The 24,620-nt window shown below is 42.8% G+C and carries 22 protein-coding genes; 1 reads left to right on the top strand and 21 read right to left on the bottom strand.

Annotated elements, in window-relative coordinates; all coding sequences use genetic code 11:
- Positions 1 to 114 precede the first annotated feature (114 nt).
- Entirely contained in the window at positions 115 to 2,013 is a 1,899-nt protein-coding gene (locus AC1VOR_RS12515; RefSeq protein ID WP_482618258.1) for a tetratricopeptide repeat-containing glycosyltransferase family 2 protein, read from the top strand.
- A 56-nt stretch (positions 2,014 to 2,069) separates the two neighbouring features.
- Here the strand turns inward: AC1VOR_RS12515 and AC1VOR_RS12510 are convergent, their stop codons facing one another.
- The 21 genes from AC1VOR_RS12510 to AC1VOR_RS12410 all read right to left on the bottom strand — a co-directional run bounded on the left by AC1VOR_RS12510 (position 2,070) and on the right by AC1VOR_RS12410 (position 24,111).
- Positions 2,070 to 4,979: an IPT/TIG domain-containing protein gene (locus AC1VOR_RS12510; RefSeq protein WP_482618256.1), complete on the bottom strand. Its 2,910-nt coding sequence runs from the start codon at positions 4,977 to 4,979 to the stop codon at positions 2,070 to 2,072.
- Positions 4,980 to 5,077: 98 nt separating this feature from the next.
- Positions 5,078 to 5,419 carry a hypothetical protein gene (locus AC1VOR_RS12505; RefSeq protein WP_482618254.1) on the bottom strand — a complete coding sequence of 114 codons (342 nt, stop codon included), beginning with the start codon at positions 5,417 to 5,419 and terminating at the stop codon, positions 5,078 to 5,080.
- 14 nt (positions 5,420 to 5,433) lie between these two features.
- The gene (gene fliS, locus AC1VOR_RS12500) at positions 5,434 to 5,820 is read right to left on the bottom strand and encodes a flagellar export chaperone FliS (RefSeq protein ID WP_482618252.1); all 387 of its coding nucleotides are present in this window, start codon (positions 5,818 to 5,820) and stop codon (positions 5,434 to 5,436) included.
- A 6-nt stretch (positions 5,821 to 5,826) separates the two neighbouring features.
- A complete protein-coding gene (locus tag AC1VOR_RS12495; protein WP_482618250.1) occupies positions 5,827 to 6,183 on the bottom strand; it encodes a flagellar protein FlaG in 357 nt (118 codons plus the stop codon).
- 19 nt (positions 6,184 to 6,202) lie between these two features.
- Positions 6,203 to 8,008 carry a flagellar filament capping protein FliD gene (gene fliD, locus AC1VOR_RS12490; protein ID WP_482618248.1) on the bottom strand — a complete coding sequence of 602 codons (1,806 nt, stop codon included), beginning with the start codon at positions 8,006 to 8,008 and terminating at the stop codon, positions 6,203 to 6,205.
- Positions 8,009 to 8,069: 61 nt separating this feature from the next.
- Positions 8,070 to 9,131 (bottom strand): tetratricopeptide repeat-containing glycosyltransferase family 2 protein, encoded by a 1,062-nt coding sequence (locus AC1VOR_RS12485; RefSeq protein ID WP_482618246.1) that lies wholly within the window; start codon positions 9,129 to 9,131, stop codon positions 8,070 to 8,072.
- A gap of 61 nt (positions 9,132 to 9,192) precedes the next feature.
- Complete coding sequence (locus AC1VOR_RS12480) at positions 9,193 to 9,999, bottom strand: flagellin N-terminal helical domain-containing protein (RefSeq protein ID WP_482618244.1); 807 nt, start codon at positions 9,997 to 9,999, stop codon at positions 9,193 to 9,195.
- A gap of 104 nt (positions 10,000 to 10,103) precedes the next feature.
- Positions 10,104 to 10,331, bottom strand: a complete 228-nt coding sequence (gene csrA, locus AC1VOR_RS12475; RefSeq protein ID WP_482618242.1) for a carbon storage regulator CsrA — start codon at positions 10,329 to 10,331, stop codon at positions 10,104 to 10,106.
- Positions 10,332 to 10,751 carry a flagellar assembly protein FliW gene (gene fliW, locus AC1VOR_RS12470; protein ID WP_482618240.1) on the bottom strand — a complete coding sequence of 140 codons (420 nt, stop codon included), beginning with the start codon at positions 10,749 to 10,751 and terminating at the stop codon, positions 10,332 to 10,334.
- Positions 10,752 to 10,805: 54 nt separating this feature from the next.
- Entirely contained in the window at positions 10,806 to 11,366 is a 561-nt protein-coding gene (locus tag AC1VOR_RS12465) for a DUF6470 family protein (RefSeq protein WP_482618237.1), read from the bottom strand.
- On the bottom strand, positions 11,363 to 12,259 hold the full coding sequence (gene flgL / locus AC1VOR_RS12460) for a flagellar hook-associated protein FlgL (RefSeq protein WP_482618235.1): 897 nt from the start codon (positions 12,257 to 12,259) through the stop codon (positions 11,363 to 11,365). The genes AC1VOR_RS12465 and flgL overlap by 4 nt, the downstream gene beginning before the upstream one ends.
- Positions 12,260 to 12,274: 15 nt before the next feature.
- A complete protein-coding gene (gene flgK / locus AC1VOR_RS12455) occupies positions 12,275 to 13,837 on the bottom strand; it encodes a flagellar hook-associated protein FlgK (protein WP_482618233.1) in 1,563 nt (520 codons plus the stop codon).
- 23 nt (positions 13,838 to 13,860) lie between these two features.
- Positions 13,861 to 14,358, bottom strand: a complete 498-nt coding sequence (locus tag AC1VOR_RS12450) for a flagellar protein FlgN (protein ID WP_482618232.1) — start codon at positions 14,356 to 14,358, stop codon at positions 13,861 to 13,863.
- 2 nt (positions 14,359 to 14,360) lie between these two features.
- Entirely contained in the window at positions 14,361 to 14,651 is a 291-nt protein-coding gene (flgM, locus tag AC1VOR_RS12445) for a flagellar biosynthesis anti-sigma factor FlgM (protein ID WP_482618230.1), read from the bottom strand.
- A gap of 142 nt (positions 14,652 to 14,793) precedes the next feature.
- Positions 14,794 to 15,213, bottom strand: coding sequence for a TIGR03826 family flagellar region protein (locus tag AC1VOR_RS12440; RefSeq protein WP_482618328.1), 420 nt, complete (start codon positions 15,211 to 15,213; stop codon positions 14,794 to 14,796).
- Between the two features lie 114 nt (positions 15,214 to 15,327).
- The gene (locus tag AC1VOR_RS12435) at positions 15,328 to 16,377 is read right to left on the bottom strand and encodes a ComF family protein (protein ID WP_482618227.1); all 1,050 of its coding nucleotides are present in this window, start codon (positions 16,375 to 16,377) and stop codon (positions 15,328 to 15,330) included.
- Between the two features lie 3 nt (positions 16,378 to 16,380).
- Positions 16,381 to 18,444: an ATP-dependent helicase ComFA gene (locus tag AC1VOR_RS12430; protein WP_482618327.1), complete on the bottom strand. Its 2,064-nt coding sequence runs from the start codon at positions 18,442 to 18,444 to the stop codon at positions 16,381 to 16,383.
- Between the two features lie 383 nt (positions 18,445 to 18,827).
- Positions 18,828 to 19,250, bottom strand: a complete 423-nt coding sequence (locus AC1VOR_RS12425; protein WP_482618225.1) for a hypothetical protein — start codon at positions 19,248 to 19,250, stop codon at positions 18,828 to 18,830.
- A 146-nt stretch (positions 19,251 to 19,396) separates the two neighbouring features.
- Positions 19,397 to 20,125 (bottom strand): response regulator, encoded by a 729-nt coding sequence (locus AC1VOR_RS12420; RefSeq protein ID WP_482618223.1) that lies wholly within the window; start codon positions 20,123 to 20,125, stop codon positions 19,397 to 19,399.
- Positions 20,118 to 21,290: a sensor histidine kinase gene (locus tag AC1VOR_RS12415; protein ID WP_482618220.1), complete on the bottom strand. Its 1,173-nt coding sequence runs from the start codon at positions 21,288 to 21,290 to the stop codon at positions 20,118 to 20,120. Before AC1VOR_RS12415 ends, AC1VOR_RS12420 begins: the two co-directional genes overlap by 8 nt.
- Positions 21,291 to 21,336: 46 nt before the next feature.
- Positions 21,337 to 24,111, bottom strand: a complete 2,775-nt coding sequence (locus AC1VOR_RS12410) for a stalk domain-containing protein (protein ID WP_482618217.1) — start codon at positions 24,109 to 24,111, stop codon at positions 21,337 to 21,339.
- Between the last annotated feature and the right edge of the window lie 509 nt (positions 24,112 to 24,620).

Here is a 24,620-nt window from a genome sequence, read left to right as displayed (position 1 = left end):
ATACTAGCTAATACACATTTTTAGAGGCCCACCGGCTCCTATAGAGGAAAAAAGCTATTTTTACAGAATATTAGATGTAGGGCTCAAGAATTGCGTACTCAACAAGGAGGACATATGGAGAATTTAATTTCACTATGTATGATTGTCAAAAATGAAGAACAGGTAATTGCTCGTTGTTTAAGCAGTGTACAACATCTAGTTGATGAGATAATTATCGTTGATACCGGTTCAACCGATAATACCAAGCAAATTGCAAGTCAGTTTACCAACCATGTATATGACTTTGAATGGAATTCTAACTTTGCGGAGGCTCGCAATAAATCCATTCGTCATGCTACTGGGCGCTGGATTCTTGTTTTGGATGCAGATGAATATCTAGAAACAAATAGTACTGATTCCAAGCAGCTTAGAGACTACCTTTCAACCCATAATACTCCTCAGCCTAAAGCTTACAATGTACGTATCTTGAACTTTACTGATAGCGGCTATGATGAGACAAAATTTATGGAGTCAAGTAATCCTCGAATCTTCAATAATTTTCGTCAGATAAGCTATACCCAACCTATTCATGAACAGCTAACATCAAGCTTGGGTAAAATTAGATTCGAAAAAATACCCTTTACTGTATATCATTCTGGTTATACTCATAGCATAGTCCAACAGAAAAATAAATCCCAACGAAATATGAGTATCCTCCAAACAATGCAACAAGGTAAAGAAGAGGACCCGTACTTCCAATTTATATTAGGTAATGAATACATGAATATGGAGCAACCAGAGAAAGCCTTAGCTGCCTATACCCTTTCGTTAGATAAGAGCACTTCAAACGATGCCTGGTACCACCACTTGCTTGACCGTCTTATCACCGTAGAACTTCAGCAAGAATATTACTTAGCAGCGTATCGCCATATAGAAATCGGTATTAACTGTAAACCAAGGCAAACAGATTATTACTGTCTAAAAGGAATCCTTCTGGATTCTTTAGGATTTTTCAAAAAAGCCACTAGTGAATTTGAAAGATGTATTCAACTTGCTGATTTAGCTGATAAAAACAAAGAGCCATACTGGATTGTTCAGCCCTTATCAGGAATAATCACCCCCCTTCAAATGTTAGGAGAGATTTATCGTAAGAAAGGGGATATTGCAAATGCTATCCAGTATTGGATTCGTGTATTAGCAAATCAGCCAAAAAACTATCGTGTTCTCCAGCAGTTAGTGGATCATTTGACAGAAGTTGAATCTAAGGAGCAAATAATTGATATACTAAGTGCACTTTATCCTAAAGAGAATGCTATTAATTCTATCTTGTTATTAAAAATATTATTGAATAATGGCCATGCTGAATTAATTGGTTATTATAAAAAACTTTCAGATTTCTCAGGTATCCAATTAAATGCTAACGATCTACTTCAACTAAAACTATATAGTGGTTCTCTTCTTGAAATCGAATCTGATGAGGTTGTAGATCCTCATTTATCTATTATGGCTGCTTGGGTTGATCGAGAAGCAGCCTGGGCAGAACGGGCGTCCAGTCAGAAAGATTTATGTCACACTTTAATACAAATAGGCTTAGAGGTTATAACTGAGAAAGAGGTCTCCACGCTTCCCCCAGACCATGAGCAGTTGCTAGCGCGTACTCTCTTTTTGATGTGGAAATACAATTATAAAGATATTTATTTTGCACTTATACAGCAAATAGCTAACGCTAAGACCTTAAATATTCTTGTTGGAATGTTTTACGATTCAGGACGCTTAAATGATACATTGGAATTACTTGATCTCTTATTGAAAAATCAGTTACTTGACTCAGCAGGCTTAACACTCTTGAGTCAATGGTATATAAATATGGGCGAATTTGATGAAGCATACACCTTTATAATGGCTTCATGCAATGACAACCCTACTATTAATACATTTGGAATCATTAGTGAGAATTTTAAAGATCATCAAAAAAGAGAACTATTACCAATCTTTTTTAAAAAACACTCTGAAATACAATCATTTTCATTATGAAAATATGGCAGGCAACTTCCGAAAATAATAGGAAGTTGCCTGCCATATTTTAGTTTCTATTCATAGGTGTATGTTAAGGTATTACTAGCTTGTCCGTCTGGGTTTACTATTTTTATTTCCACAGGTCCAGAATTTCCATGTGGTACCGTAACTTTCAATCTACTCGCAGCAACATAAGTTACACTTGTCGACTCGATATCTCCAAAGAATACTTGGGGCTTGTTGACAAAATTTGTACCGGTTATATAGATGATACTCCCTCCAACTCCACTAGTGGCTGTAAGGGTCTTAATTGTTGGAGAAGGTAAAACAGGACCATTATCATAGGTGAATACTGCTGAGGCTGATTCTCCGTTAGCCAATGTAATAACAAGAGGAACCTCTCCAATTGTTGGACTAGCTGGTATAGTTACCTTCAGCCGTTTAGCACTTACGAAATTGGAATCCGCTATCACACCATTAATAGTAACCACCGCCGTGCTCTCAAAATTGTTACCATCTATATACGTAACACTACCACCTGTTCTATTACCATTGCTTGGATTGAGAGCAGTGATTACCGGGATTAACTTGGTGTATTCATATCCTTCAACAAGTGTACCAGTCCCACCATCAGGATTAGTGACGGTAATATCCACCTTGCCATCTCCTACTACAGAAGGAGGAACGGTAACTTTAAGCCTGGAGTTGCTGACATAGCTACTTCCTATGCTAACCGTCCCAAATAAAACAGTGGCTCCAGATTTAAAATTACTTCCGTCAATATAAACAACATTACCGCCTGAGGCTAACCCAGAATTGGGTGTCAGAGAAGTAACGGTTACAGGAACAATTACGGGAAGTGTATACTCGTAACCATCCAATAACTCAGCTTCATGAGTATCGTTAACTACTCTTACATCCACCATTCCTTCCTGTTCCCCAGGTGGAACGGTTACCTTTAAGCGGCTAGCACTCACATAAGTACTAACAGCCAGCTTACCACCGATATATACTTCTGATATATCCTTGACAAAATTGCTACCATTGACGTAAATAGTCTGCCCACCATCAATCAGTCCACTATTTGGAGACACAGATGTAATTGTAGGAACCGGATACACAATAGCCTCATAAGTATAAGCATTAGCTAGAGTATAGGTTGCTCCCTCCAAATCAACAACACCTACATCAACTACCCCAGGCTTATCTCCTTCTGGAATAGTAACTTTGAGACGAGTTACCGATACATAAGTACTTACTGCATTTTTATCACCAATTTTAACTGACAGATCTCTTGTGAAATTCTTACCATCTATATAAGAAATTCCCCCTCCTGTTATTAGACCACTGTTTGGAGAAATTGTAATAATCTCAGGATCCGTAGATGGTGGGGTATCATAAGTAAATGCTCCTGGAAGAACAAGACTTGTCCCATCAGGATTGATAAAGGTCACGTCTACCGCTCCTGGCTCTTTTCCCGGCGGAGACAAAACTCTAATATAAGTAGAATTATTATATTGGGATATTGTTCCTATATTTTCTCCAAACTTTACAGTTAAGCCTTTCATAAAATAATTACCAAATATCGCTATAGTTGTTCCCCCTGTTAAAGGACCATTTGCAGGTGTAAAACTTGTAACTGTTGGGTCAGCTTTATATTGATATTGACCAGAAGCCGCTTGCCCATCCGGATTTTTCACCGTAACATTTACAGTTCCCTGGGTCCCCTTAGGAGCAGTTACTGTAATTTGATTACTGCTAATTACAGTAATATTAGTTGCATTAGCAGATCCAAATTGAACCTTTGCTCCCTCCACAAAATTTTCTCCGTTAATAGTCACAATTTCCCCACCATCAGGATGGCCGGTCTCTTCTACGATAGAAGTGATTTCAGGAGCAGGCAACTTTACTTTTAAATTTACTGAAGGAATTAGTTTATATCGACTTGCACCTGCATAATCTTTATAATCAATTCTTGACGAGCTAGCCGTTATCGGGAGATTCCCTGTTTTTTCGCCTACTGGTCGAATTTTATATGTAAAACTTAGAGTGCTATTTTTTAATTCGTTAAAAGTCCAAGTAAGGGTGTTTCCCGTTACAATTGGCTTTGGAATATTATCATCGTAAGAGTTAGGCACAATTTCAAAATCTGCACCTACTATATCCGCAACTGTTACATCATAGGCACTAGCCAACCCAATCTCGCGTACTATAGCAGCATATATCTCTGCCAGGCCTGTAGAACCAAGAACGAAGTGATGGTGATTGGCTGTTGTTGCCATTTCTTTCAACAATACATTGGGGCCACTTGTATTAGGATCATCTGTAGATTTCAGAAGAGCAATGGTATAAAAAATAATACCTGCATTTTTCGCTTCATCTGCTTTATATTTTGCATAATCATAAGGAGATAATGGAGGGAGTGAGGAAACCGTTGCGTCCCCATCGGTCATGATTACAATGACTGGCTGAGCCTCAGGTCGGTGATCAGCTAATAGTTCTGTTGCAATTTGTATTGCATCACCTGTAGCTGTTGAGCCATTAGCATTAATTCCATCAATATAACTTTTGGCCTCCGATTTATCCGTTGTAAATGCAAAAGATTTGGTAGCAGATACAGATGAATAATCTACAACTGCCACTCTGTGTTTTGTCAAATCCATTAGATCTACAAAACCTTTTGCCGCCTCCTTAGCATTTTTCATTTTATCCTCACCATTATTATTGGACGGAAGCATACTCCCTGATTTGTCTATAACTAAAACTACGTCATTCGGAACAATAACGTTTACAGGGGGAGTTCCTGTAATATCCAGAGTAACCAATGCTTCCTCTTTAGTTGTGATTGTTCCTGGCTCAACCCTCTTAATTACTGACACATAATCATTTGGAGCAGAGTTTGCTTGGGGAACTCCAGTAAAGAGCCCCGTTAATAATAGACAAAAAGATAAAAACAATTTCAATTCCCTCTTTAAAATTACCATTTTTTACCTCCTGTTTTTTTTATAAAAAAATCAAACAATATTTTAGTTATTGTTTGATTAATTCCACATTACTCAAAATGGAATAATTATGCATTGTATTATCTATGGCTGTCAATAAAATATCCCGTTTGACCATTTTCCATATTGTAATGTTCCCTGACTCTCCTGCCAGACGTAAGTTTACTAAGTTCTTGTTCAATCAATTGTTTAGAGGTCATTAAACATAATGCGATTTCTTTTTCCTTAACCAAACACAACTCTAATTTCTTTTTTTCATCTTTACCAAGAGAGCCTTGGACTTTTAAGGCACTTTCGATAAATCCTCTTATTTCCTCTTGCCTATTTTGTAGTCTTGGAAGCTCATCCACTAATGTCTCATTTTGAAAATTCAATGCCAATATCTGATTCGCCAAATCTTCCAGCTCTATCAAGTAATCCATAACCGCTTTTCCCGTCATAAACCCGCATCACTTTTACGAGCTAATTTTACAGCCTGAGCCCAAGTCTCTCTTAACTCACTTACTAAGTTAATAGACTCATTAAGTGCCTCTTTGCTTTGTTTTGTATTGGCTTCATTCAATTTGAACTGAATATACTCGTAAAGACTGTACAAATTTTTCGAAATATCATAGCTCATGTTTAGAGTCGATTGTAGCTCTTCAATGATATTTTGTGCTTTTACTAAATTTTGATGTTTACCCTCAATATCATTCAATTCCATACACTTTGCAGATGCCTTCAAGAATTTCACACAGCCATTATAAAGTAGCAGTGTCAAATCTCCTGGAGAAGCAGTTTTAATCTGCGCATTAACATACCGATCTTGCGCGCTAATCAACAAGCTTACTCACCTCTTTTCGTCTACAAACATACCGGCAGACAGTTCTTTAAGCTTTTCGACCAAATCAATTAATTTTTCAGAAGGAATTTCCTGTAGCACTTCATGAGTATCACTGGAGAGAATTTGAACTATAATATCTCCCGTGGCCTCGTGTAGCTTAAAATTAAATTGATGTTGTGAGCCTTCGACTGCTTTGTTAGCTCTTTCTATAGCACTAATTAAAGCTTTTTCACTAACCGAGAGTATCTCACTCTTACTTTTCTCTTTCAACACATTGTATTCCCCAACGACCCTATTAACAGGCAATGCTTCCAATACTTTTGCTTCCGGCTTAATCAGTTGATTCTGAGGTTGAATTTCCATGCCAGTTCACCTCCTAATCTTATCCTAATTGTTGAGAGAGCCATGCCAGTTGTGCATTTCCCTTCTCAATAGCTTGTTCCATTACCGAAAAACGTTTAAAGTAATTATCTTCCTTTTTGGAAAGAAGTGTGGTCATAATTTGAATTTTGTCCTCGAGATCATAGATTTGCTTTCCTAATGTAGTATTTCTATCGTTTCTTGCACCCTCTACCCGTCCTGCCTGCTGCATGAGTGAGCTCATTAAATCATTTACTCTGTTGTACATCGTCACTGCTATTCCTTCTTGACTTTCAAACCCAGGGTTATTAGTGAATAACATACTTACCGCTTCCGGATTACCTTCCACAGCCGCTCTCAATTTGGTCTCATCAATAACAATCTTACCAGCATCTTTACTTACCCCTCTAACATAAGGCGCCGTAGTAATACCAATTTCTGAAAGGGTATTAAATTCATCGACAATTCCGTCAACCTGTTTGCTAAGCAACTCACGCAATGAATTCTTTATATTTTTTAGTATCGGAGAGTTTGTAAGCAGTCCCTCTTTAACTTTATTCTCCCAATTCGTAACGTCTGTGTCCTTCATTGCACTTTTTTCTTCATCTGTCAGTGGATTATAACTGCGGTCTCGAGTCTCTGAAAGACGTGTATTGACAAGATCCATTAACTCGTTATAGGTATCTACAAATTTTTTAACTTTATCAATTACCGCATCTGCATCACCGGCAACAGTTACAGTAGTCTCTTCCGTCGAAGCTTTATTTAGTTGAATGCTTAATCCATCATAACTAATTGAGTTGGATGCAAATGTCTTTTCTTCTCCATCTATTGTTACCCTTGCATCTGATCCACTACTTGTACCGACAGGTATCTTCAACATAGTTAATAAATTACCAGATGTATTCTCAATAGATATTTCAGATGAAGCACCGGAGGAACGACTCTTTAGCATGAATTTATTATTTACTGCATCATAACTCATAGTAACTCCGGCTGATGATGTGTTGACTTTAGTCATAATACTTTGCAGCGTATCATTCTCATCATACTTGATGGATGCTCCATTTACAGTAAACTCACCAGAACCCTGCAGTACCTCGGTACTGCCAAATTTCCCGCTCAATGCTAAATCATCGAGTTTTGCATTTAAATTTATACGATAAGACTGACCATCTGCAAAACCAAGAGTATCTAAAGCCGTACCGCCATTCATTTCATTAAGAATAACTTGTGGCTTATTATTTGAAGTAGTCACCGACTCAATCGCAAAACGACTTCCATCCTTCACCGTAACCGACAATTTATTCTTACCGAATTGAGTATCGAATTGTTCCTGCAGTTCTGTTTTCATTTCATCAATTGTATAGTTACCTGGCTTCAAGGTGATAGCTTTAGCTTGATTGTCAATAGTAACAATAAATTGATCATTAACTCCTTGGACAATAGAGGTCTCAGAATAATTCTCCCCACTCAAACCATAATTTGAGACTCCCCCCTCCCCTGAAGTTGTTGCTGGAGTAGCCAATTCATTTACCTTAATTGAATAGCTAGCTTTAGAAGATGGACCAGTAGAAGAAACAGTAACGTTAGTATTAGATGCCGTCGCCTTCATTCCAGATAACCCTGATCCAAATCTCAAAGCATTTAATGCTTCTCGCAGGGAAGCTATTTTTGTATTGACTTCACGGTATAAACTTGTTTGGAAATTTAGAAGTTCCTTTTTTTGCTTGAGTGAATCTTGGGGTATCTTTTCAGCTTTCATCAAATCGGAAACTATTTTGTCGATATCCATTCCCGATGACAAGCCAACTATTCTCATAGGCATTTTTTATTCCCTCCCGATCTATACTAGCTAGATATAATATATATCGAATTTAATGTGGGATTTATTTAGTGTTTTTCAAATTTTCTAAACGCGAATGCGCATCTTTAAAACCTAATGAAGCAGATATCTCATAATAATGTTTCGCCTCGTCTATTTGATTCGTTACTTCATAATAAACAGCCAGATGATAAGCAGCCAAATAACTACCACTACCTGTTAAAGTTGAATAATGCTTTGTCTCCCCTATATTTAATGCCAACCTTAGATATTCTTCAATTTCAGAAATATTGCCACTCTCAATCGACAACATACCTATCGTATAGGGTAAATCCGGATATTTGGGATATACCGATAGAAAAACTTTTAATAAATCAATAGCTTGCCCGCTAACCCCTAGCTCTTTGAGTGTATATCCCAATTGTACAAGCATGGGAGCAAAGTAAAGACGGTCATATTGCTCAAGATTTAAACAACGCTCGAACGAATCATACGCCATTTTATACTGTTTATTGGAAAAATATAACTTACCCAATTGATATAACATATAACCATCAGCAGGATTTTGCTCAAGCATTTGTTGGTAGAGTTTAATATAGCGCTCAAATTTTTGTTTTTTTTCATATTGCTCTGGTTGATATCCATAGTGAACAATTTCCACTTCACAATCTATAGGTTCCATCTCTTGATCTTTTTTCAAGATCCTTTCATGCACTATTCCATGAAAACGAAATTCTGGACTATTTGGAAAAAAACGAATCATTCTATGAACGTGAGTTTGCTCATTTGTAACATTCTTGATTCTTACAGCTCCGGCTTCTAAAGGAAATTTCTTTACAAACTGATCTAAGCGTTCGATAACATCAGTCGGTAAACGTTCATCCGCATCTAGACAGAGAATATAGTCTCCTGTCGCTTTGTCAATTGCTGCATTTCGTGCATCAGCAAAATTATCGTTCCATGCAAAATGGAATACTCGCGCTCCCATTGCTTGAGATATTTCAACCGTCCTGTCTGTGGATCCCGTATCCAGGACTATAGTCTCATATATCGAAGGTACCGTTGATAAGGCCTCTCTAATTTGGTCTTCTTCGTTCTTTGCAATTATACACACGCTTACCTTCATAAAATCTCACTCCTTAATGAAAAAAGGCCCACATGATTGTGGGCCCCTTTCTTGAAAAAAATTAACGAAGCAATTGCAGTACGCCTTGAGGCGCTTGATTTGCTTGGGCCAGCATGGCCGTCGATGCTTGTTGCAAGATGTTGAATTTAGTGTATTTCATCATTTCTGCAGCCATATCCGTATCACGAATTCGTGATTCAGCTGCTTGCAAGTTCTCAGCATTAACGCTTACGTTATTGTACACATGCTCCAGTTGATTTTGGTAAGCCCCCAAAGCTGAACGTGCTGAGTTAACCGTTTCAATTGCCGCATCAATTAACTGTCCTTGAGCAATAGCACTAGCATAATCAGTCAAACCACCAAATGTCAGACCCGAAAGGTCTGCTTCCGAAAGGTCAACTACAACTCGATCATTTTCACTGCCACCAGTTTGGATCGTAATTGCACCAGCAGTACCATCCAACAAAGTAATTCCGTTAAAGTTTTGGTTATCTGCAATGTCACCGATGGCAAGAGCCAATTTTTGGTACTCAGCATCCATAGCTGTAAGGTCAGTAGAATTGTACGTACCATTGGAAGCTTGAACAGTAAGTTCTTTCATACGAGTAAGCATGTCAGAAACTTCATTCATTGCACCTTCTGCTGATTGTACCATGGAAATACCGTCTTGAGCATTACGGATACCTTGGTTCATACTTTTAATTTGGGAACGCATTTTTTCGGAGATGGACAGTCCAGCAGCATCATCGGCAGCACGGTTAATCCGATAACCTGAGGACAATTTCTCACTCGATTTTCCTTGTTGCGTGTTGTTGAACACCAAATTACGATGAGAATTCATTGCGTTAAGATTGTGGTTAATAATCATTTGATTCTTCCTCCCTGAATTTTAATTTTCACATCCTTGTGAGTAGGCTTATCGCCCTATATTATTTATCGGACATAATTTTTAAAACTTTATACCTTAACTCATTATTTTTTTATTTTTTTCAAAAGCTTACTGCCCTCATCTATTGAATTCAATACTGCTTCCCTATTGCTAGCTTGTACTTCCTCCAATAGCTCTTTCCTCATAATAAGCACATCACTGGGAGCACGAATTCCAATCTTTACACTGTCCCCCTCAATGGCAGAAACAAAAATTTCAATATCCCCAGAAATTTTAATAGCTTGCCCCTTTTTTCTAGTGAGTATAAGCACTTATCTCCCCCCTTGCTTATTATGACCTATGTTTAAAAGTGGGGCTGTCGTTAGGTACTCTGTTTTTTCGTGAAAAACATGCTGAATACCCTTTTGAGTTTGAACATTTATGACAATAGGAGCTAATAAATTAATTGTTGATTCCTCTAAGTTCTCTCTAACTGTAACAATGCTGAGGACTAAAATATCTTCTTCTCTTTTTACTTCAAGCTTATTTTTTAAAGAATTATCCAAGTGCAAACTATATTCCTCATACCAGTAAAAAGGGGAGGTTATAATAAACGAAATAGTGGAGTCTTCCCTACTCTTCAAATATGCAAAGGGAGTATCTTCCATAACTTCAAATACAAAGAGATCTAGATTCTCAAAACCAAAGATACTGCCATTAAAAGAAATTTGCATTTGGTCAAATCTTTTCATTTCCGTATTATCCTCCTAAAAAAAACTACAGCTTTTATAGCCATAGTTTTTTGTTTAACTATATATATCATAGTTACTAACCCACATTTGAATACTGTTTTTTTGCTTCATGTATATGTTTACCAAACCTTGCTGAAAGTTAATTTCAGGCTTTTGAGGAGTATATTGAATGTTAGCTTCATGTATTTTCCAGTCTATTTCCATGTGGTCAGGAGTATACCCCATCTGAACATTATTAAATGAGGGCTCTCCTAAATACTCAATAATTGGTTTTTCCTGAACCCGATTTACTACCATGTCTGCAATAGTATTATGTTTAAACTTAATTAAACGGTTCCCTTCTTCCACAATTCTTGTTAAATTAAGTAAAAATTGTTGTTCCATCTGATTAGAGACCATTTTATACCACTGCAAATGATCTCCTTTTCCTAATGCCATCCATGCGCTAGAACTATCAATCTGCAGACCCTTTTTTTCTTTATCAACACTCATCTCAGCTTGAGGACTTTGAATCTGCAAGTCTCCTGGAGGGGACTCTATTTTCAGCTCTCCCCTCTGTGTTTCCATGCCAATATACGCATTAACCTGCCGAATGGATAGTCTCTGTAAATTCATCTTAAGTAATCCAATAGGCTAGTTTGTACAATTTTAGCACTAGTGGCTAATGAGGCTTGATATACACCCTCATCCTGCTTCAATTTCATAATTACTTCTGCAAAATCAGCATCTTCCACCTTGGATTGCATACTTGTGAGATTAATATCCAAGTCGCTTAATCTAGTGCTAATCAAATCGACACGATTTCTTTTAGCCCCAACTTCAGACCTGGACTCATTAATTTTAGAAATTCTACTTGTCATATTGACGAGCTCGTTTCGAGCCGCATCCTTGTCCCCTGAGGCAAGCGCATCTTGAATTCTTTGCATAGTGGCAAATAAATTATCGGCATCAGTAGGCGCTCCAAACACATCTTCTCCTGTTACATTAATAGATAGAGAGGCTCCTTCTGTAAATTTATACTCTATACCAAAATTATCAGTTCCTTGTGTAGGAGCTAATACAGCATCGTATGGTGCTTGGTCTGTGTATTGTCCATTAAAAATATACTTATTATTAAATTGACTATTCCCAAGAGTTATCAACTGCTCATAAATTTGCTTAAGTTCAATGTTCACAGCATCTACACCCTCTTGAGGATTTGTGCCATTTACCGATTGAACTAACAACTCATTTGCCCTTTGAGCGATATCATTAACTTGCCCTATTACGGTATCCGTATAATCAAGCCACGAGGTAGCAGCATCTGCATTCTTCTGATATTGCTCATTAATCGAGAGCTCACTTCGATATCTTAAGGAATAAGTAATTCCAACCGGATCATCAGAGGGTTTATTCAACTTCATACCGGTTGACAATACATTTTGGTTTTTATCCATTCTTAACAAGTTGGAGTTTATATTTCTCATCATTTGCATGTTCATCATTCCTGGTGTCACACGTAGAGCCATTGTTTAACGCCTCCTTTATCTACCTACAATACCCATACTATTTATAACTTTATCTAGATTTTGATCCATTGTTGTCATAAACCGAGAAGCAGCACCATAAGCATGTTGAAGTTTGATGAGATTGGACATTTCTTCATCTAGAGATACACCGCTTACCGACAATCTTCTAGAGTCAACCTGATCCACCAATAACTGATTATTCTCTTGTTGTCTTAATGCTTCACGGCTTTGTACCCCTAGTTGCCCCATCATCGCACGGTAATAATCATCAACTGTACCTTGGGTAATCCCATTATTGCTTGAAATAGGATTGAACGTAAATGCAGAGTCCTTAAGTTGAGACATTAGAAGGGCAAGGGTATTATTCCCTTTCACAACTTTATCGCCACCAGCACCAATCTCAACTCTTAAGGAAGATGCTATTCTGTTAGGATCTTGTTCAATAAGAGCATTTACACTAAAAGAAGCTGCGGTAATAGGACCGCCATCTTTCGAACCAAAGAAATCCCCGGCTGGCTGAGCAGGATCAGTAAATAAATAACCCAATTTGTGGAGTCCATTAATTCCGTTAACAGTCACTGTTAGATCTGAAGTTAACGTTCTGTTGGCTCCTGTATAAGTAATGCCATTGAAGATCGTATTTTCTGGCAATACTGAACCTGCCGGAATAGTAATTGTTACGGCACCATCTGCAATCGTTCTTGCCATCTCATTTAACTGCTCTAAATAATCACTAACTAGGCTATCCCTAGAGTGGATAATGCCTGCCATCGTACCACTATTCAATGTGTTAGCACCATAGGCTGTTTCAATGGCCGCAGCAGTTACAGGAACTGAATTATCCCCTGCTACAAGCTCAAGTCCGCCAAAGGTAACTACATATCCCGTATCCTCTTCTAAAACTGTAACGTTCCCTAGCTTGGATAACTCATCGATAATGAGATCTCTTTGATCGCGAAGATCATTGGCATTATCTTTGAAACCTTCAATGCGGTTTATTTCATAATTGAGCTGAGCAACCTGACTGGTTAATGTGTTAATATGCTCAGCGTTTACGTTAATGCTTCGAGTCAAGTCGTCCTGCATATCTGTTAGCTTCTTACTTATCTCGTTAAAAGCATCCGAGAGAGCCAAAGCATTTTCCCTAACAATTTTCCTGGAGGTTACATTCTCAGGATCCTTACTAAATTCGGACCATGATTTCCAAAAGTTATCAACAACTGTCGTCAAACCAGAATCCGATGGTTCGTTAAAAATTGTCTCCAGTTTAGCTAAGGTTTCGGCTTGAATCTCCCAGTCCCCTAACGACCGATGGGCATTCCAGTATTGCTCATCCAAAAACTGATCCCTTACACGTTTAATATAGCTGACTTCCACACCCGTTCCCAACTGACCAGGAGCAATGGATTTGAACATTCCTGGCATTTCCAAAGGGCGTGAAGCAACCATTCCCACCATCTGGCGTGAGTATCCCGGAGTACCCGCATTAGCAATGTTATGTCCTGTTGTGTTCATTCCCGCCATTTGTGTAAATAAACTACGTTTCGCTGTCTCAATTCCATGAAAAGTAGACGGCATAATTTCCCCCCTCAACAAAAAAACTAAGCTTTGGCATCAAAATAATTATTCTTCTTCAATTTGGTAGGTGTATCTGTCGGTTTTTGATAAACCATTTCATCATCAATACCTACCAGAACATTCAGTGAAAAATCGATAAAGGTCAGTGACTGTTCCAATAATTGCTGAGTGGCTTCATTTTGTTTTTTTAATTCGGATGCGTTAGTAATTAACTCGTCCCGAATGGTTAACAGTTCCCGTTTTTCATCTGGATCAAAAACCAAACGAGTCAATTCAGTAACTGTTAAGTTCAATTGAGACCGTATACCCTTATCTATTAAAAAATGGTTAACAGCTTCTGCTCGCTCTTCTTCGGCTTCATTCATATTTTTCAGCATACGAGCTTCCATTGTCATATATTTAGTTAATGCTTCCGTATTATTTGCTATGATTGCACGTTGCTTCTCTTGTCCAGTTTGGAGCATATCCAAGTGAATTTTATTCAATTGTTTCATTGCCAAGATGATCTTTTGAACGCTCACCGTTATTCTCCTGACTTCAAATAAGATTTGAAATATGGCACTAACTTTTCGGCAATCTTCTTATTATCAACGCTATAGGTGCCCGTGGATACCTCATGTTTCAATTGTTCCAAACGTTCTACACGTGCAGGATCAACAACGCGTTTTTGTGCATCCAGCATTTCTTGCGCTTCAGTCGAAATCGAAACCTGATCTAACATTTTACCTTTTTTATCTGAAAGGTGATCACGTGGCTCCAAATTTCGTTGATAAGGATTTATTCCTCCTACCCGCCCCGTTTCATTTACTTTCATCCCACTCACCATCCTTTTTAATAAAACCCAATAAAAAAAGCCGATAATCTTTAATAAGTTTATCGGCCACCTTCGAATCATTTTTAATAGCGAAGCATTGGATGTTTCACATTATTATGCCAGAAGCTCACAGATTTAGTCGTTAAGGACTACGAAACTTGTCGATAGCATTATATGCCCCACTACTACTTTGTTTATTATTCAACTCACTCGATTTTTTCGTCTCCTCCTTGGCCGCAGCAGCCAAGTCGCGAGTCAAGCGGGAACGGCAGGAGTCGCACATGTTCCCCTCGCGAATCATCGTACCGCATACCTCGCAAGGATACATCATGTTTGGATTGTTGGCCACGGAAATGCGACCTTCTTTAATAAACTTGGTAATTTGCTTAATGGAGACATCCGTCGCCTCGTGAACTTCCTGGATCGTGGCTGTCTTCTCCTCACGCAAATATTTTAAACACCGCTCGTATTCTTCCTCTATTTCCTTTATACAGGCAGGACAAATGTCTCTGAAATTATTGGCAAACAATTTTCCGCAACGCGGACAATTTCCAAGATTCAACCCCATGCTCTTCGTCCCCTTTACCAAAATGAAAACTTCACCTGATGTTAGATTAACTCATTCAGGAGGAGTTCGTCCATCATTTTGTAAACGCCACGCAAAATATTGCAATATTTAGGCTCTTGCCCAAGTTAAACTATATATCTCCGCATCTCGTCCCAACTGGTTGCATAGCTCATGAAGCGCCTGCGAACCGGCTTCAATGGTGCTGCCTGTGGTATAAACATCGTCAATCAGCAGGATACGAACAGGAGTGGGGTGATCCGCTAGAATACGAGTGAAAGGATCGTTTGGGCTGGTTGGAGTAAACGGGGGACGTGTAAATAAAGCGAAGCCTTGACGCTTCTTATCCGCTTCCGCCAATGTATTCGTTAACCGTTCCAGCGCCTGAGCCGACGGGCAAAACGCCTGATGCATATCACGCAGCCGTTTCCACCTGCTCTTGAAGCTTTGCTTCTCCGCATGCTGTGGACGCTCCAGAAGCGATATAATCGGGAGTTTCCCGATCGAGGCTACCCCATAAGCGAGACGGGCCGTTTGATTAAATCCACGCTCCTGCATCCGATCCTTACTAACGGGTACATAAGTAACTGCGTCAAAACGGATTCTTCTGCCCTGCGCCGCTTCTTCCAGTTCCTTAACCATGATTCGGTAAGCACAACCAATCATCCTTGCCATTACCGTACCATACATTTCATTTCCTTTGAATTTGTACTCACTAAGCCATCCACGCATAACCGAATTGTAAGCTACGGCACTCCTGTTCATGACAAAGCTACGAGCATTTTGAGTTTCGCGAGTGCAATCCGGGCAACCCACATGACGACCGCAGGTCAGACAACGAGGTTTTTGGATCCAGGGAATGGCCCCATAGCAAGAAAGGCAAATCTCCGGATAACCCCGAACCCGATCAGAAATCATCTTTCCGCACGTCAGGCAAGGAATGCCGGGAGGAGCAAGCAAATTATGCAAAGGAGAAATCACATTAGACCATAATGAGCTCTCCATATTATTGTTATCGTAGTATGAAGGAATGGCCACCGTTGATGCTACTGTTCGAGGTAGGGTACTGACTCGGGGAATCCAGGCGGCCTTCGCCCGTTCCCAATTTCTATTTCGGTCTCGAACTCCTTCGATCTTCAAGCCAAGAGATGCATTAATCATTATTTATATAGCCTCCTTTTCCTTCAAAAATCCATTTTGTTTCGCATAAGCATTCATCATTTTAATTTGCCGGATAGCCCCCCGCTGAGACCTCGTCCACTCTTTGGAGGTCAAAATCACGATCCCCTGCGGGTCCTCTATAGAACGCCCGGCTCTCCCTGCCATTTGAACTAGTGAGGCCTCGTCAAATAAATCACTGTCCGCATCAACTATGTATACATCGCTTTTAGGTACCGTAACCCCACGCTCTAGAATCGTCGTTGTGACCAGCATTCTGATTTCCCCATTTCGAAAAGCTATCACCTTCTCCGCCCTATGTTCGTCCTGAGATGAAGTTCCTTCAATCGGAATTCCGGGAAAATAACGTTTTAATAACGTTGTAAAAGGAGCAATTTGGCGGATACGTGTAACAAATATAAAAATTTGGGCTCCACGCTGAGCAGAGTGACGCAAAGGATTTAGCAAGCAAGACGGCAAGTACTGACGGTGCAAGCTTTGTACCAGAGGAACCATACCCACTCGCTTGGGCACGGGGAGAGGGTACCCATGAAATCGTGCTGGTACCTTGGCATGAGGGAGACGGCCTGTCCGGGTTTCTCTCTGCATTGCTAAAGGCGGCGTGGCCGACAACAGAATAAATCGTCCTTCCGGTTTACATGCTGCTTCGGCAGCAAAGGCGAGCATGGGATCGTTATGATACGGGAAAGCATCCAGTTCATCGATAATGACTAAATCAAAAGCATGATAGAATCTTAGGCATTGGTGAGTAGTGGATACGACCAGACGTGCAGTCGCCCAGCGGTCAGGACTGCCACCATAGAGCACTGCTGACCTATCCTCAGGGAAGGCCTTGGCGAGACGCGGAGCCAGTTCCAGGACGACATCTCGGCGTGGCGTCGCCACAAGCACCCTGCCGCCAGTGTCTAGCACATGGCGAATTAGTGGGAAAATCATCTCGGTCTTGCCCGCTCCGGTCACTGCCCACAGTAGAAAGCGGGGCGGACGGATAGACCCGCGGCCTTCATCGCCTCCAGTCCGGAGGCGATGAAGCAGGTAGCTGCCAGCCGTGCTCAGGCGGCTGGCGAAGCTGCGCAGGCTCCCTTGTGCCTGCGCCTTATGACGGGCGGGCTTCTCCCCCGGGAAGCCCGCCGCTGGCCGCGCCGCCGCATCCTGCGGCGCGGGAGACGCTTCCTGCGCCCCCGCCAGGAAGCGCAGGGCCTGCCCCGCCGCGCTACGCTGGGCGGGGCTGAGCCCCCACCGGTCCAGCACGGACCCGGTGGGGCCAGGGGTGGTGCCGCCGCCAATGGCAGGCGGCACAGTGCCCGCGCTGCTGCCGCGCAGCAGCAGCGCGCAAGAGCGGCTGCGCCCAAGCGCGAGGCAGGCCTCGCAGTAGGCGCAGCCGCTAGAGCCGCACGACCCGCAGGGCGTGCGGCGGTGCACTTCGCTGCCGCAACGCCGGCAGCGGAAGCGGCCTTGGGCCTGGCGCATGCGCAGGCCCGAGCCGGGGCGGCGGGCCAGACGCTCCACGCCCGCCGTCAGTTCCACGCGCCCTTGCAGATGCGCGTGCTGCACTACCGATCGCCAAGCCCCCGCTACGCTGGGCAAGCGTTCCGCGAGTAGCTGCTGCAGCTCCGCCTCCAGCAGCGAGCGTCCTTCAAGTAAGGCCGTGAGACGCCGCACCGTCTCTTCATCATGAGTAAGCGGGTGGGTCATCATCCTCTGCACCAGTACCTCTCCCCTCGGCAATCCCCCCATTTGCCCCCATATCCACCCCGACGACCCTTTGAGCCCTTCCCAGGCTTCTCCTGCTTGTCCCTCTCTCAAAGTCACCTCATCAGCCCATTCTTCCCTCAGCATCTCTTGCAAGTAGCGATCCCAATTTCGCCCGTCCCAGCGCTCCATTTCCTCGCTCGGGACAAAACGGTCCCTGACGGCTATTGCCCATCCCAAGGGCAGTTCAGCGGCCAATAAATACATGGCAGAAGGGCAGAGTCTCTCCCCGCTGTTCCACCATATGCAGTCCATTCGTATATCCAAGCTCACGCGTATTTCCCAGCCGTGTATCATCCTAATGGCATATAAGCCTAGTTTCACTTGCAAATCCCCCTAAAATATAGCAAGTTTAAGCATATTTCAACAGTTCTGAGATAATTCCTCTTTTTGAAAAAAATCCTTTTGTAATGCGGTTTCCCATGACTTTACATAATTAACTCTTCCTCCCTGCAGGCATGGTTTTATTCATCTTTCTTTCACCTTTCATGAATCATGTTTCCCGTATAAATCACCTCCTTTCGAAACGGTCCAAATCTGCTGTTCCACACTTTTAAATGTCCCTGAACGCAAAAAAGCACACTCTCCGGCTTATCGCCATTCATGAGAGTGTGCTTCACACTTTGTACTGCGCATGCCTATGCGCCAGTCTATTCCTATGCTGTTGGTCGTTACCCCATTTATACATGGACATAGGGGATCTTGCCTGCCTCCTGCGGAATACGAAGGTCAATATAAATGGGCGAGCCATCCACTGCATCCGTGGCCCGATCCTCCATATCCTCGCTTTGTACCACAGGCAACCCAATCACGGTCAATTCCATTTCACCTTGCGCGTGGAATCTCCATGCGATTGCTACCGTATCATCCTCGGACCCGGCATCCAATACCGTTACCTTGAGTGGCATCCCCCGCAAACGGGCATACCACGAAAGAGCCCTCAAATACCATTCCATCTGCTGTCCATGATTGCTTGTCACCAAGATATAATGAAGAACCGGATTTTCCCTGGGCCCTTTCCGCAAATGCAAGCCATGAAATACATGCACGAGTGCTGCAGCCAGCCCGTAACCCAGCAGTACCCAACCCATGTAAGGAACCACAGGACTCACCTCCCTATAGCGACAATATATGCCGCCACTTAGAGGTCGGTTACTGGGCTCCCACCGTTAGCTTTTCAGGAAATCCACCAGATTAAAATTATTTATCTACTAGCCAGTCGATATGTACCTAATGATCCTCTTTACCTCTATAAAGTAACCCAGCCAAATTTGATGGCATTGATAACAGCCTGCGTCCGGTCGTCTACGTCCATTTTTTGCAAAATGCTGCTGACATGGTTCTTAACCGTCTTCTCACTGATGAACAGATGCTCACCAATCATCTTATTACTGCGCCCTTCAGCCATCAGGCGAAGCACTTCAGCCTCCCGGCGCGTCAGCGGATTGTCATCCCCCGCCACAAACTTGACGCCTGCTTCACGTATCGCGTTATCCTCAGCAATAGCTCCGGTCTCGCTCAAATACTCCATACGACGTAACTGCTGAATCAGCTTTCCGGTAACCTTCGGGTGAATAAAGGCATTGCCCTCAGCTACGGTACGAATAGCGTTGATCAGGGATTCGGCTTCCATATCTTTTAACAAGTAGCCGGTTGCCCCTTTGCGCAGCGTCTCAAACACATAGCTTTCATCGTCATGAATCGACAAAATGATGACCTTCACTTCTGGCAAAGCCTCACGAAGCTCGGCAGTTGCATCAACGCCATTCAGTTGCGGCATATTGATATCCATTAAAACAATTTCAGGCTGATATTGACGGCAGCCCTCCAGCACTTGCGCACCATCCGCGCATTCGCCGACAACCTCAATATCTTCCTCCATATTCAAAATCCGCTTAAGACCCTCACGAAACAATTGGTGATCGTCAGCCAAGAGAACTCGTATTGCTCTTCTGCTGTCACTTATAACATTATCCATCCTGGTACTCCTTTCGCTTCTCTGTGTTGGTCGGGATGTGGATGACGATTTGGGTTCCCAAATTCGCTGTGGATTCAATTTCCATCCTGCCCTCAAGCAGTTCCACTCTCTCCCTCATGCCGATCAAACCAAAATGAGTGTGTCCATTTGTTTTTTGTTCCAACTGCTCCACCTTGAAACCTAACCCGTTATCCTTTACCATAATACGCAGCATCTGCACCTGATAGGTTATTTCAACACTCACATAGGTGGGATAAGCATGCTTAGCCGCATTGGTGAGAGCCTCCTGTACCAGACGAAAAATTGCCGCCTCCATAGAAGAGGATAGCCGATGTTCCTTGCCCCGAGTTTCAAAGGTAGCTCGAATCTTTGTTTTCTCTTCATAGTCATGCACATATTTGCGCAAGGTCGGAATGAGACCTAGGTCATCCAAAGCCATCGGACGCAAATTGAAAATAACCTTACGCATCTCTTCCAGACTCGAACGTACCTGTGCCTTCAAATCTACTATTTCGTCCTGTACCATCTTAAATTCCTGCTTAGCGAGCATTCTTTCTACAATTTCCGTCCTAAGCACTAGATTGGCAAGTAGTTGTGCAGGCCCATCATGAATTTCGCGAGATATCCGCTTACGCTCCTCTTCTTGAGCCAAAATAATCTTTAGCCCGATGATTTGCCGGTTCTTCGCCGATTCCAGAATGCGGGTCACCTGACCCAGTTCCCCTGAGAAGTACTCCAGCACGACCCCCATCTGTGTACTAATCGTCTCTGCACGTTCAGCCGATTTTTCCACATCCCGGGACCGCTTCTGGAGCTCGTCACGGCGAGCTTTCAGATACATCTCCTTCTCTCGATAAATCAGCAGATCAAGTTGAAGCTGCGTGGCCTTTTCGTAAGCTTGCTTGATATCCTCCTCATTGTACCGCACAAAATCCCGGCTGACTTCCGTCAGCCGGATGCGGGAAAGACGATAATTCACTTCAAGTTGATCTACCTTCTCTACCGTTTCTGCCGTTTCCTTCATGACATTTTGCAGTTCATTGTTGAGGGTCTTCAGCTCATTACGCGCCGAGTCCAGTATTTCAAGGATTTGCAGCTTGCTATTTTCCATTACGTTTACAGCATTGTTAATGACGCGATCAATGGCATCGGCTTGGAAATCCACTTATCCTTCTCCGTTCTTTAGTCCATATAGTTCAAGACTAATCATATCATGATTCGAGAGTAATGGATTTGGTTTTCTGTTCCCAATTTACGCCAATCCCAAGTTGTTCAGATACCATTCGAAGCGGGACTAAAGTCCTACTATTTACAATTATTGGTGAAACCTCTGCTTTATTTGCGGCCCCATTCAGCAGAAATTCCTTCTTGCCCACCGTTAATTCTAACGTAGTTGCCCCCCGGGTGACCGTAATTTTCTTAGCTGCGCTATTCCAGGCTGCATTGCCGCCAAAAGCGTCCAACACATATTTGATCGGAACATAAGTAGTATTGTTTTGCAACAACGGTGCTGCTTCCAGACTTTGCTGCTTCCCATTAACAGTCATCGTTTTTTGACCCAGCACCATCACAGCCTTGGCACTTGGGAAGCCTGTGTCTCCCTCTAGGGCCGGTGCTGTGAAGCGTACATTGTCAAAAGATACGCTTCCTGTCAACGCTCGCTCATCCTGACCTTCTTCTACGTTCACGACATACAGCCGTTTGAGTTTGGCCGGGTATTTAATTGTATTTGCTGTCAAGTCAGCGGTCACGGTCTTCCAACCGGTGAAATCCATCGGACGTGCCAGATCCACGTATACCGGCTTCCCATCAGCATCGGACAACTCTGCCCGCACCCAGTTCAGACTGGCATCGCCAAACACATCCACTGTTAATGCCGTAGCATTGTCCGGAATGGCTCGACCGCTTCCCCCGTTAAATTCTGCATAAGCAAACTTGCCGCCACTTCCTCCGGTCAGATCATAATCAAGCTGAAGTACCTGAGAGTTGGCACGCTCGCCGCTGCCTGGCACGATCGTCGCCGAGCCGGTCACTCCCGCCGGAAGCCCGGTAAAGGAAATCGGGTAGGTGATATTCTCGAAGCTTTCCCAAATTGTCTCTAAGGAAGCCGCAAGTACGACCGGTGTACCAGTAAATCCGTCATAAGAAGGCGTTGCATAGGCAAACTTCGCCCCCTCATTAATCGACTGCACGGTCAAGACACCATTTTGCACGCTGGCCTTCATACCACTAAAGGTCCATTTTACAGATTCAGAAGGTACTTCTACCGCAGCTCCATTTTTGATTTGCGCCGTGATGGCAACCGTTACGCTAGCTCCCGCCTCCAATGGAGCAAAGGTAGTGCCTGGCGTTAAGCTCTCCAGATCTGAGCCTCCCAGCACCTTCACATCCATACTAGTGTTAGCTTCTCCGCTGGATGCCGTAATTTTGGTGGTTCCTGCCTTTACGCCTTTAAAACCTCCATCCGTCCAGACTACATTGCCATTGCTAGCTTTCCATGAAGCCTGAATGCTTCCCGTATCGATCGGATTATAGTAAGTATCATAGCCCTTCAAAGAGTAAGGGACGGTTTGTCCAATGAGCAGCGTTGAGGCACCACTCACCTTCAGGCCCTTCAGCGCTCCTTGCGGCGCCGTACTAAATACACCCAAGCCATTAGCAACCGCACGTTGGCCTGCTGAGCCATTGGAGGTAGTAAATGTTAACTGGGCATTCGTTTCAGCGAGCGGCCGCGTCACCATCGTCGTAGAGCCGCCACCGTCCAGGTTTACGCCCTTCCAGACGCCAATTCCTGTCATAAAGCTTTGCAATTCTTTCAATGTCATCCCACTGCTGCTGCCATTCTTCTCAGCGGTAATAATATAAGCTTTCTTTCCGTCCTTGGAATAGCCAACTGCCGTTCGAGCTACGGCACTTCCGCCGCTAATCGATGTAGTAGAACGAGTAAATGCCGAAGCCTTGCCTTGATCAACCAACAAGGTATGTCCACCAATCATCATTTTCAGGTCAGCCGGATTGACGATTTGCCCATCCGTTTGCGAACGCAGCTCATAACTAGTATCCACCCGCGCGCCTACCGTAAGATGTGAAGCCACATATTCCGCAGCAGCCCCATGGGCACGCAAAATATAGCCGTCCGGCGGCACCGCTCCTGGGATGGCCGACTGCAAGGATACTTGCGTGACCACTCCCCCTTGCACCATTACCTCCGTAGGCGTTGTTGAGCTATCTGCCGGCCGTGCTTCTGCCTTCCACGCACTGGTGTAGATGTACATTTTGCCGGCATGGCTATAGGCCTTCTCCGGTTCTGTCATGTAGGCTTCCTGATTGATTCCACTAAGAGCAAAGGTAGACCCATCCTCGGCAAATACGGTACCGTTAAAGCTGAACCGATCAATCATCGGAGTTCCATCATTACGCACGACAAAGGCATACATCCCCTGTAACTGCGTTGGACTAGTCACCATGGTGCCTTGAGAAACGGCCCCTCCCATGGGAACTCCCTGTCCTTTAGTGGCAAAGAAATCCCCATTAACACCAGCCACGGCTCCATTTTCTTTCGCCATGTTTTCGACCGTTTGTCTGGTTGTAACTTGCCCCCCCTTGCCAGTCATCACATCAAGCTGTACATAGGGGTTGGTTAAATCTACTTCTATCACATCAGCCAATACCTTCACGGGCTTTCCTGAGCGAGTGACCGTATATTCATATTTAATAATTCTGGCTCCAGAGGTAATGATTTCTTCCCCTCGCTTCACCGTTTGACTGGCTGCTGCTTCGGCAGTTAATGCAGGACCTCCAAGGGGGCCAAGTCCAATGACAGGTTGAATCCATATTAATCCCGCCAGTGTAACCAATGCCAACTTCTTGCCATGGCTAACGACCAGCCGGGTAAATTTCGAGTTAGGACGTGCAGCTTCCAATTTGACGACAACTTCTTCAGTTTCCTCTTGTTTGACTACCATTTTAGATAACGACTCTCCCATCTATTTAAACAAAATCAGTTCCGGATTAGGGATATCCCCTATCTCCAAACTATTACTCTATTTATAGACTGTATTTAGCCAGAAAAGTTACGAAAAAAAGCGAGATTGTTAAAGAAAACTAGCAGAACTATCCACAATTTATAGAATTTCTTTATAAAATTATGATTTTAACTCCTAACCATTGTGAATAATGTGGGTTTTGTTGATAAGTTTTGTGGATATTGTGGGTAACTATCTATAATCTTTCTTTTCCCAAGTGAATTACTTGTGGATTTTGTGATTTTGGTGGATAACTTGTGTATAAAAAGCCATATAACAAAAAAATCCCGATGCAGGTTATCCCCGCACCGGGATGATTCACAATCTTATAGAGGTTGTTCAATAAGTCGTCTTCCCTTGACGAGGTTGTTCGAGGAGTGGATTCGACATCGAATCTTGAATTCACGCGGGCCTTCCGTTGCTCACGTACCCATGCTTCCGAAGTCGTTTTCTCCGAAAACGTGTAGCTC

The sequence above is a fragment of the Paenibacillus sp. 1SOY10 genome (assembly GCF_056836745.1).
This window is presented reverse-complemented; position numbering and strand designations above follow the sequence as displayed.

Excerpts from the sequence above, each read along its gene's own strand:
- AC1VOR_RS12515 (WP_482618258.1), top strand. The coding sequence starts at position 115 with ATGGAGAATTTAATTTCACTATGTATGATTGTCAAAAATGAAGAACAG.
- fliW (WP_482618240.1), bottom strand. The coding sequence starts at position 10,751 with ATGAAAAGATTTGACCAAATGCAAATTTCTTTTAATGGCAGTATCTTT.
- flgM (WP_482618230.1), bottom strand. The coding sequence starts at position 14,651 with ATGAAAGTAAATGAAACGGGGCGGGTAGGAGGAATAAATCCTTATCAA.
- AC1VOR_RS12410 (WP_482618217.1), bottom strand. The coding sequence starts at position 24,111 with ATGGGAGAGTCGTTATCTAAAATGGTAGTCAAACAAGAGGAAACTGAA.
- AC1VOR_RS12510 (WP_482618256.1), bottom strand. The coding sequence starts at position 4,979 with ATGGTAATTTTAAAGAGGGAATTGAAATTGTTTTTATCTTTTTGTCTA.
- AC1VOR_RS12480 (WP_482618244.1), bottom strand. The coding sequence starts at position 9,999 with ATGATTATTAACCACAATCTTAACGCAATGAATTCTCATCGTAATTTG.
- AC1VOR_RS12430 (WP_482618327.1), bottom strand. The coding sequence starts at position 18,444 with ATGATACACGGCTGGGAAATACGCGTGAGCTTGGATATACGAATGGAC.
- AC1VOR_RS12495 (WP_482618250.1), bottom strand. The coding sequence starts at position 6,183 with ATGGAAATTCAACCTCAGAATCAACTGATTAAGCCGGAAGCAAAAGTA.
- AC1VOR_RS12485 (WP_482618246.1), bottom strand. The coding sequence starts at position 9,131 with ATGAAGGTAAGCGTGTGTATAATTGCAAAGAACGAAGAAGACCAAATT.
- AC1VOR_RS12465 (WP_482618237.1), bottom strand. The coding sequence starts at position 11,366 with ATGAATTTACAGAGACTATCCATTCGGCAGGTTAATGCGTATATTGGC.
- AC1VOR_RS12435 (WP_482618227.1), bottom strand. The coding sequence starts at position 16,377 with ATGATTAATGCATCTCTTGGCTTGAAGATCGAAGGAGTTCGAGACCGA.
- flgL (WP_482618235.1), bottom strand. The coding sequence starts at position 12,259 with ATGGCTCTACGTGTGACACCAGGAATGATGAACATGCAAATGATGAGA.
- flgK (WP_482618233.1), bottom strand. The coding sequence starts at position 13,837 with ATGCCGTCTACTTTTCATGGAATTGAGACAGCGAAACGTAGTTTATTT.
- AC1VOR_RS12420 (WP_482618223.1), bottom strand. The coding sequence starts at position 20,125 with ATGGATAATGTTATAAGTGACAGCAGAAGAGCAATACGAGTTCTCTTG.
- AC1VOR_RS12505 (WP_482618254.1), bottom strand. The coding sequence starts at position 5,419 with ATGGATTACTTGATAGAGCTGGAAGATTTGGCGAATCAGATATTGGCA.
- fliD (WP_482618248.1), bottom strand. The coding sequence starts at position 8,008 with ATGCCTATGAGAATAGTTGGCTTGTCATCGGGAATGGATATCGACAAA.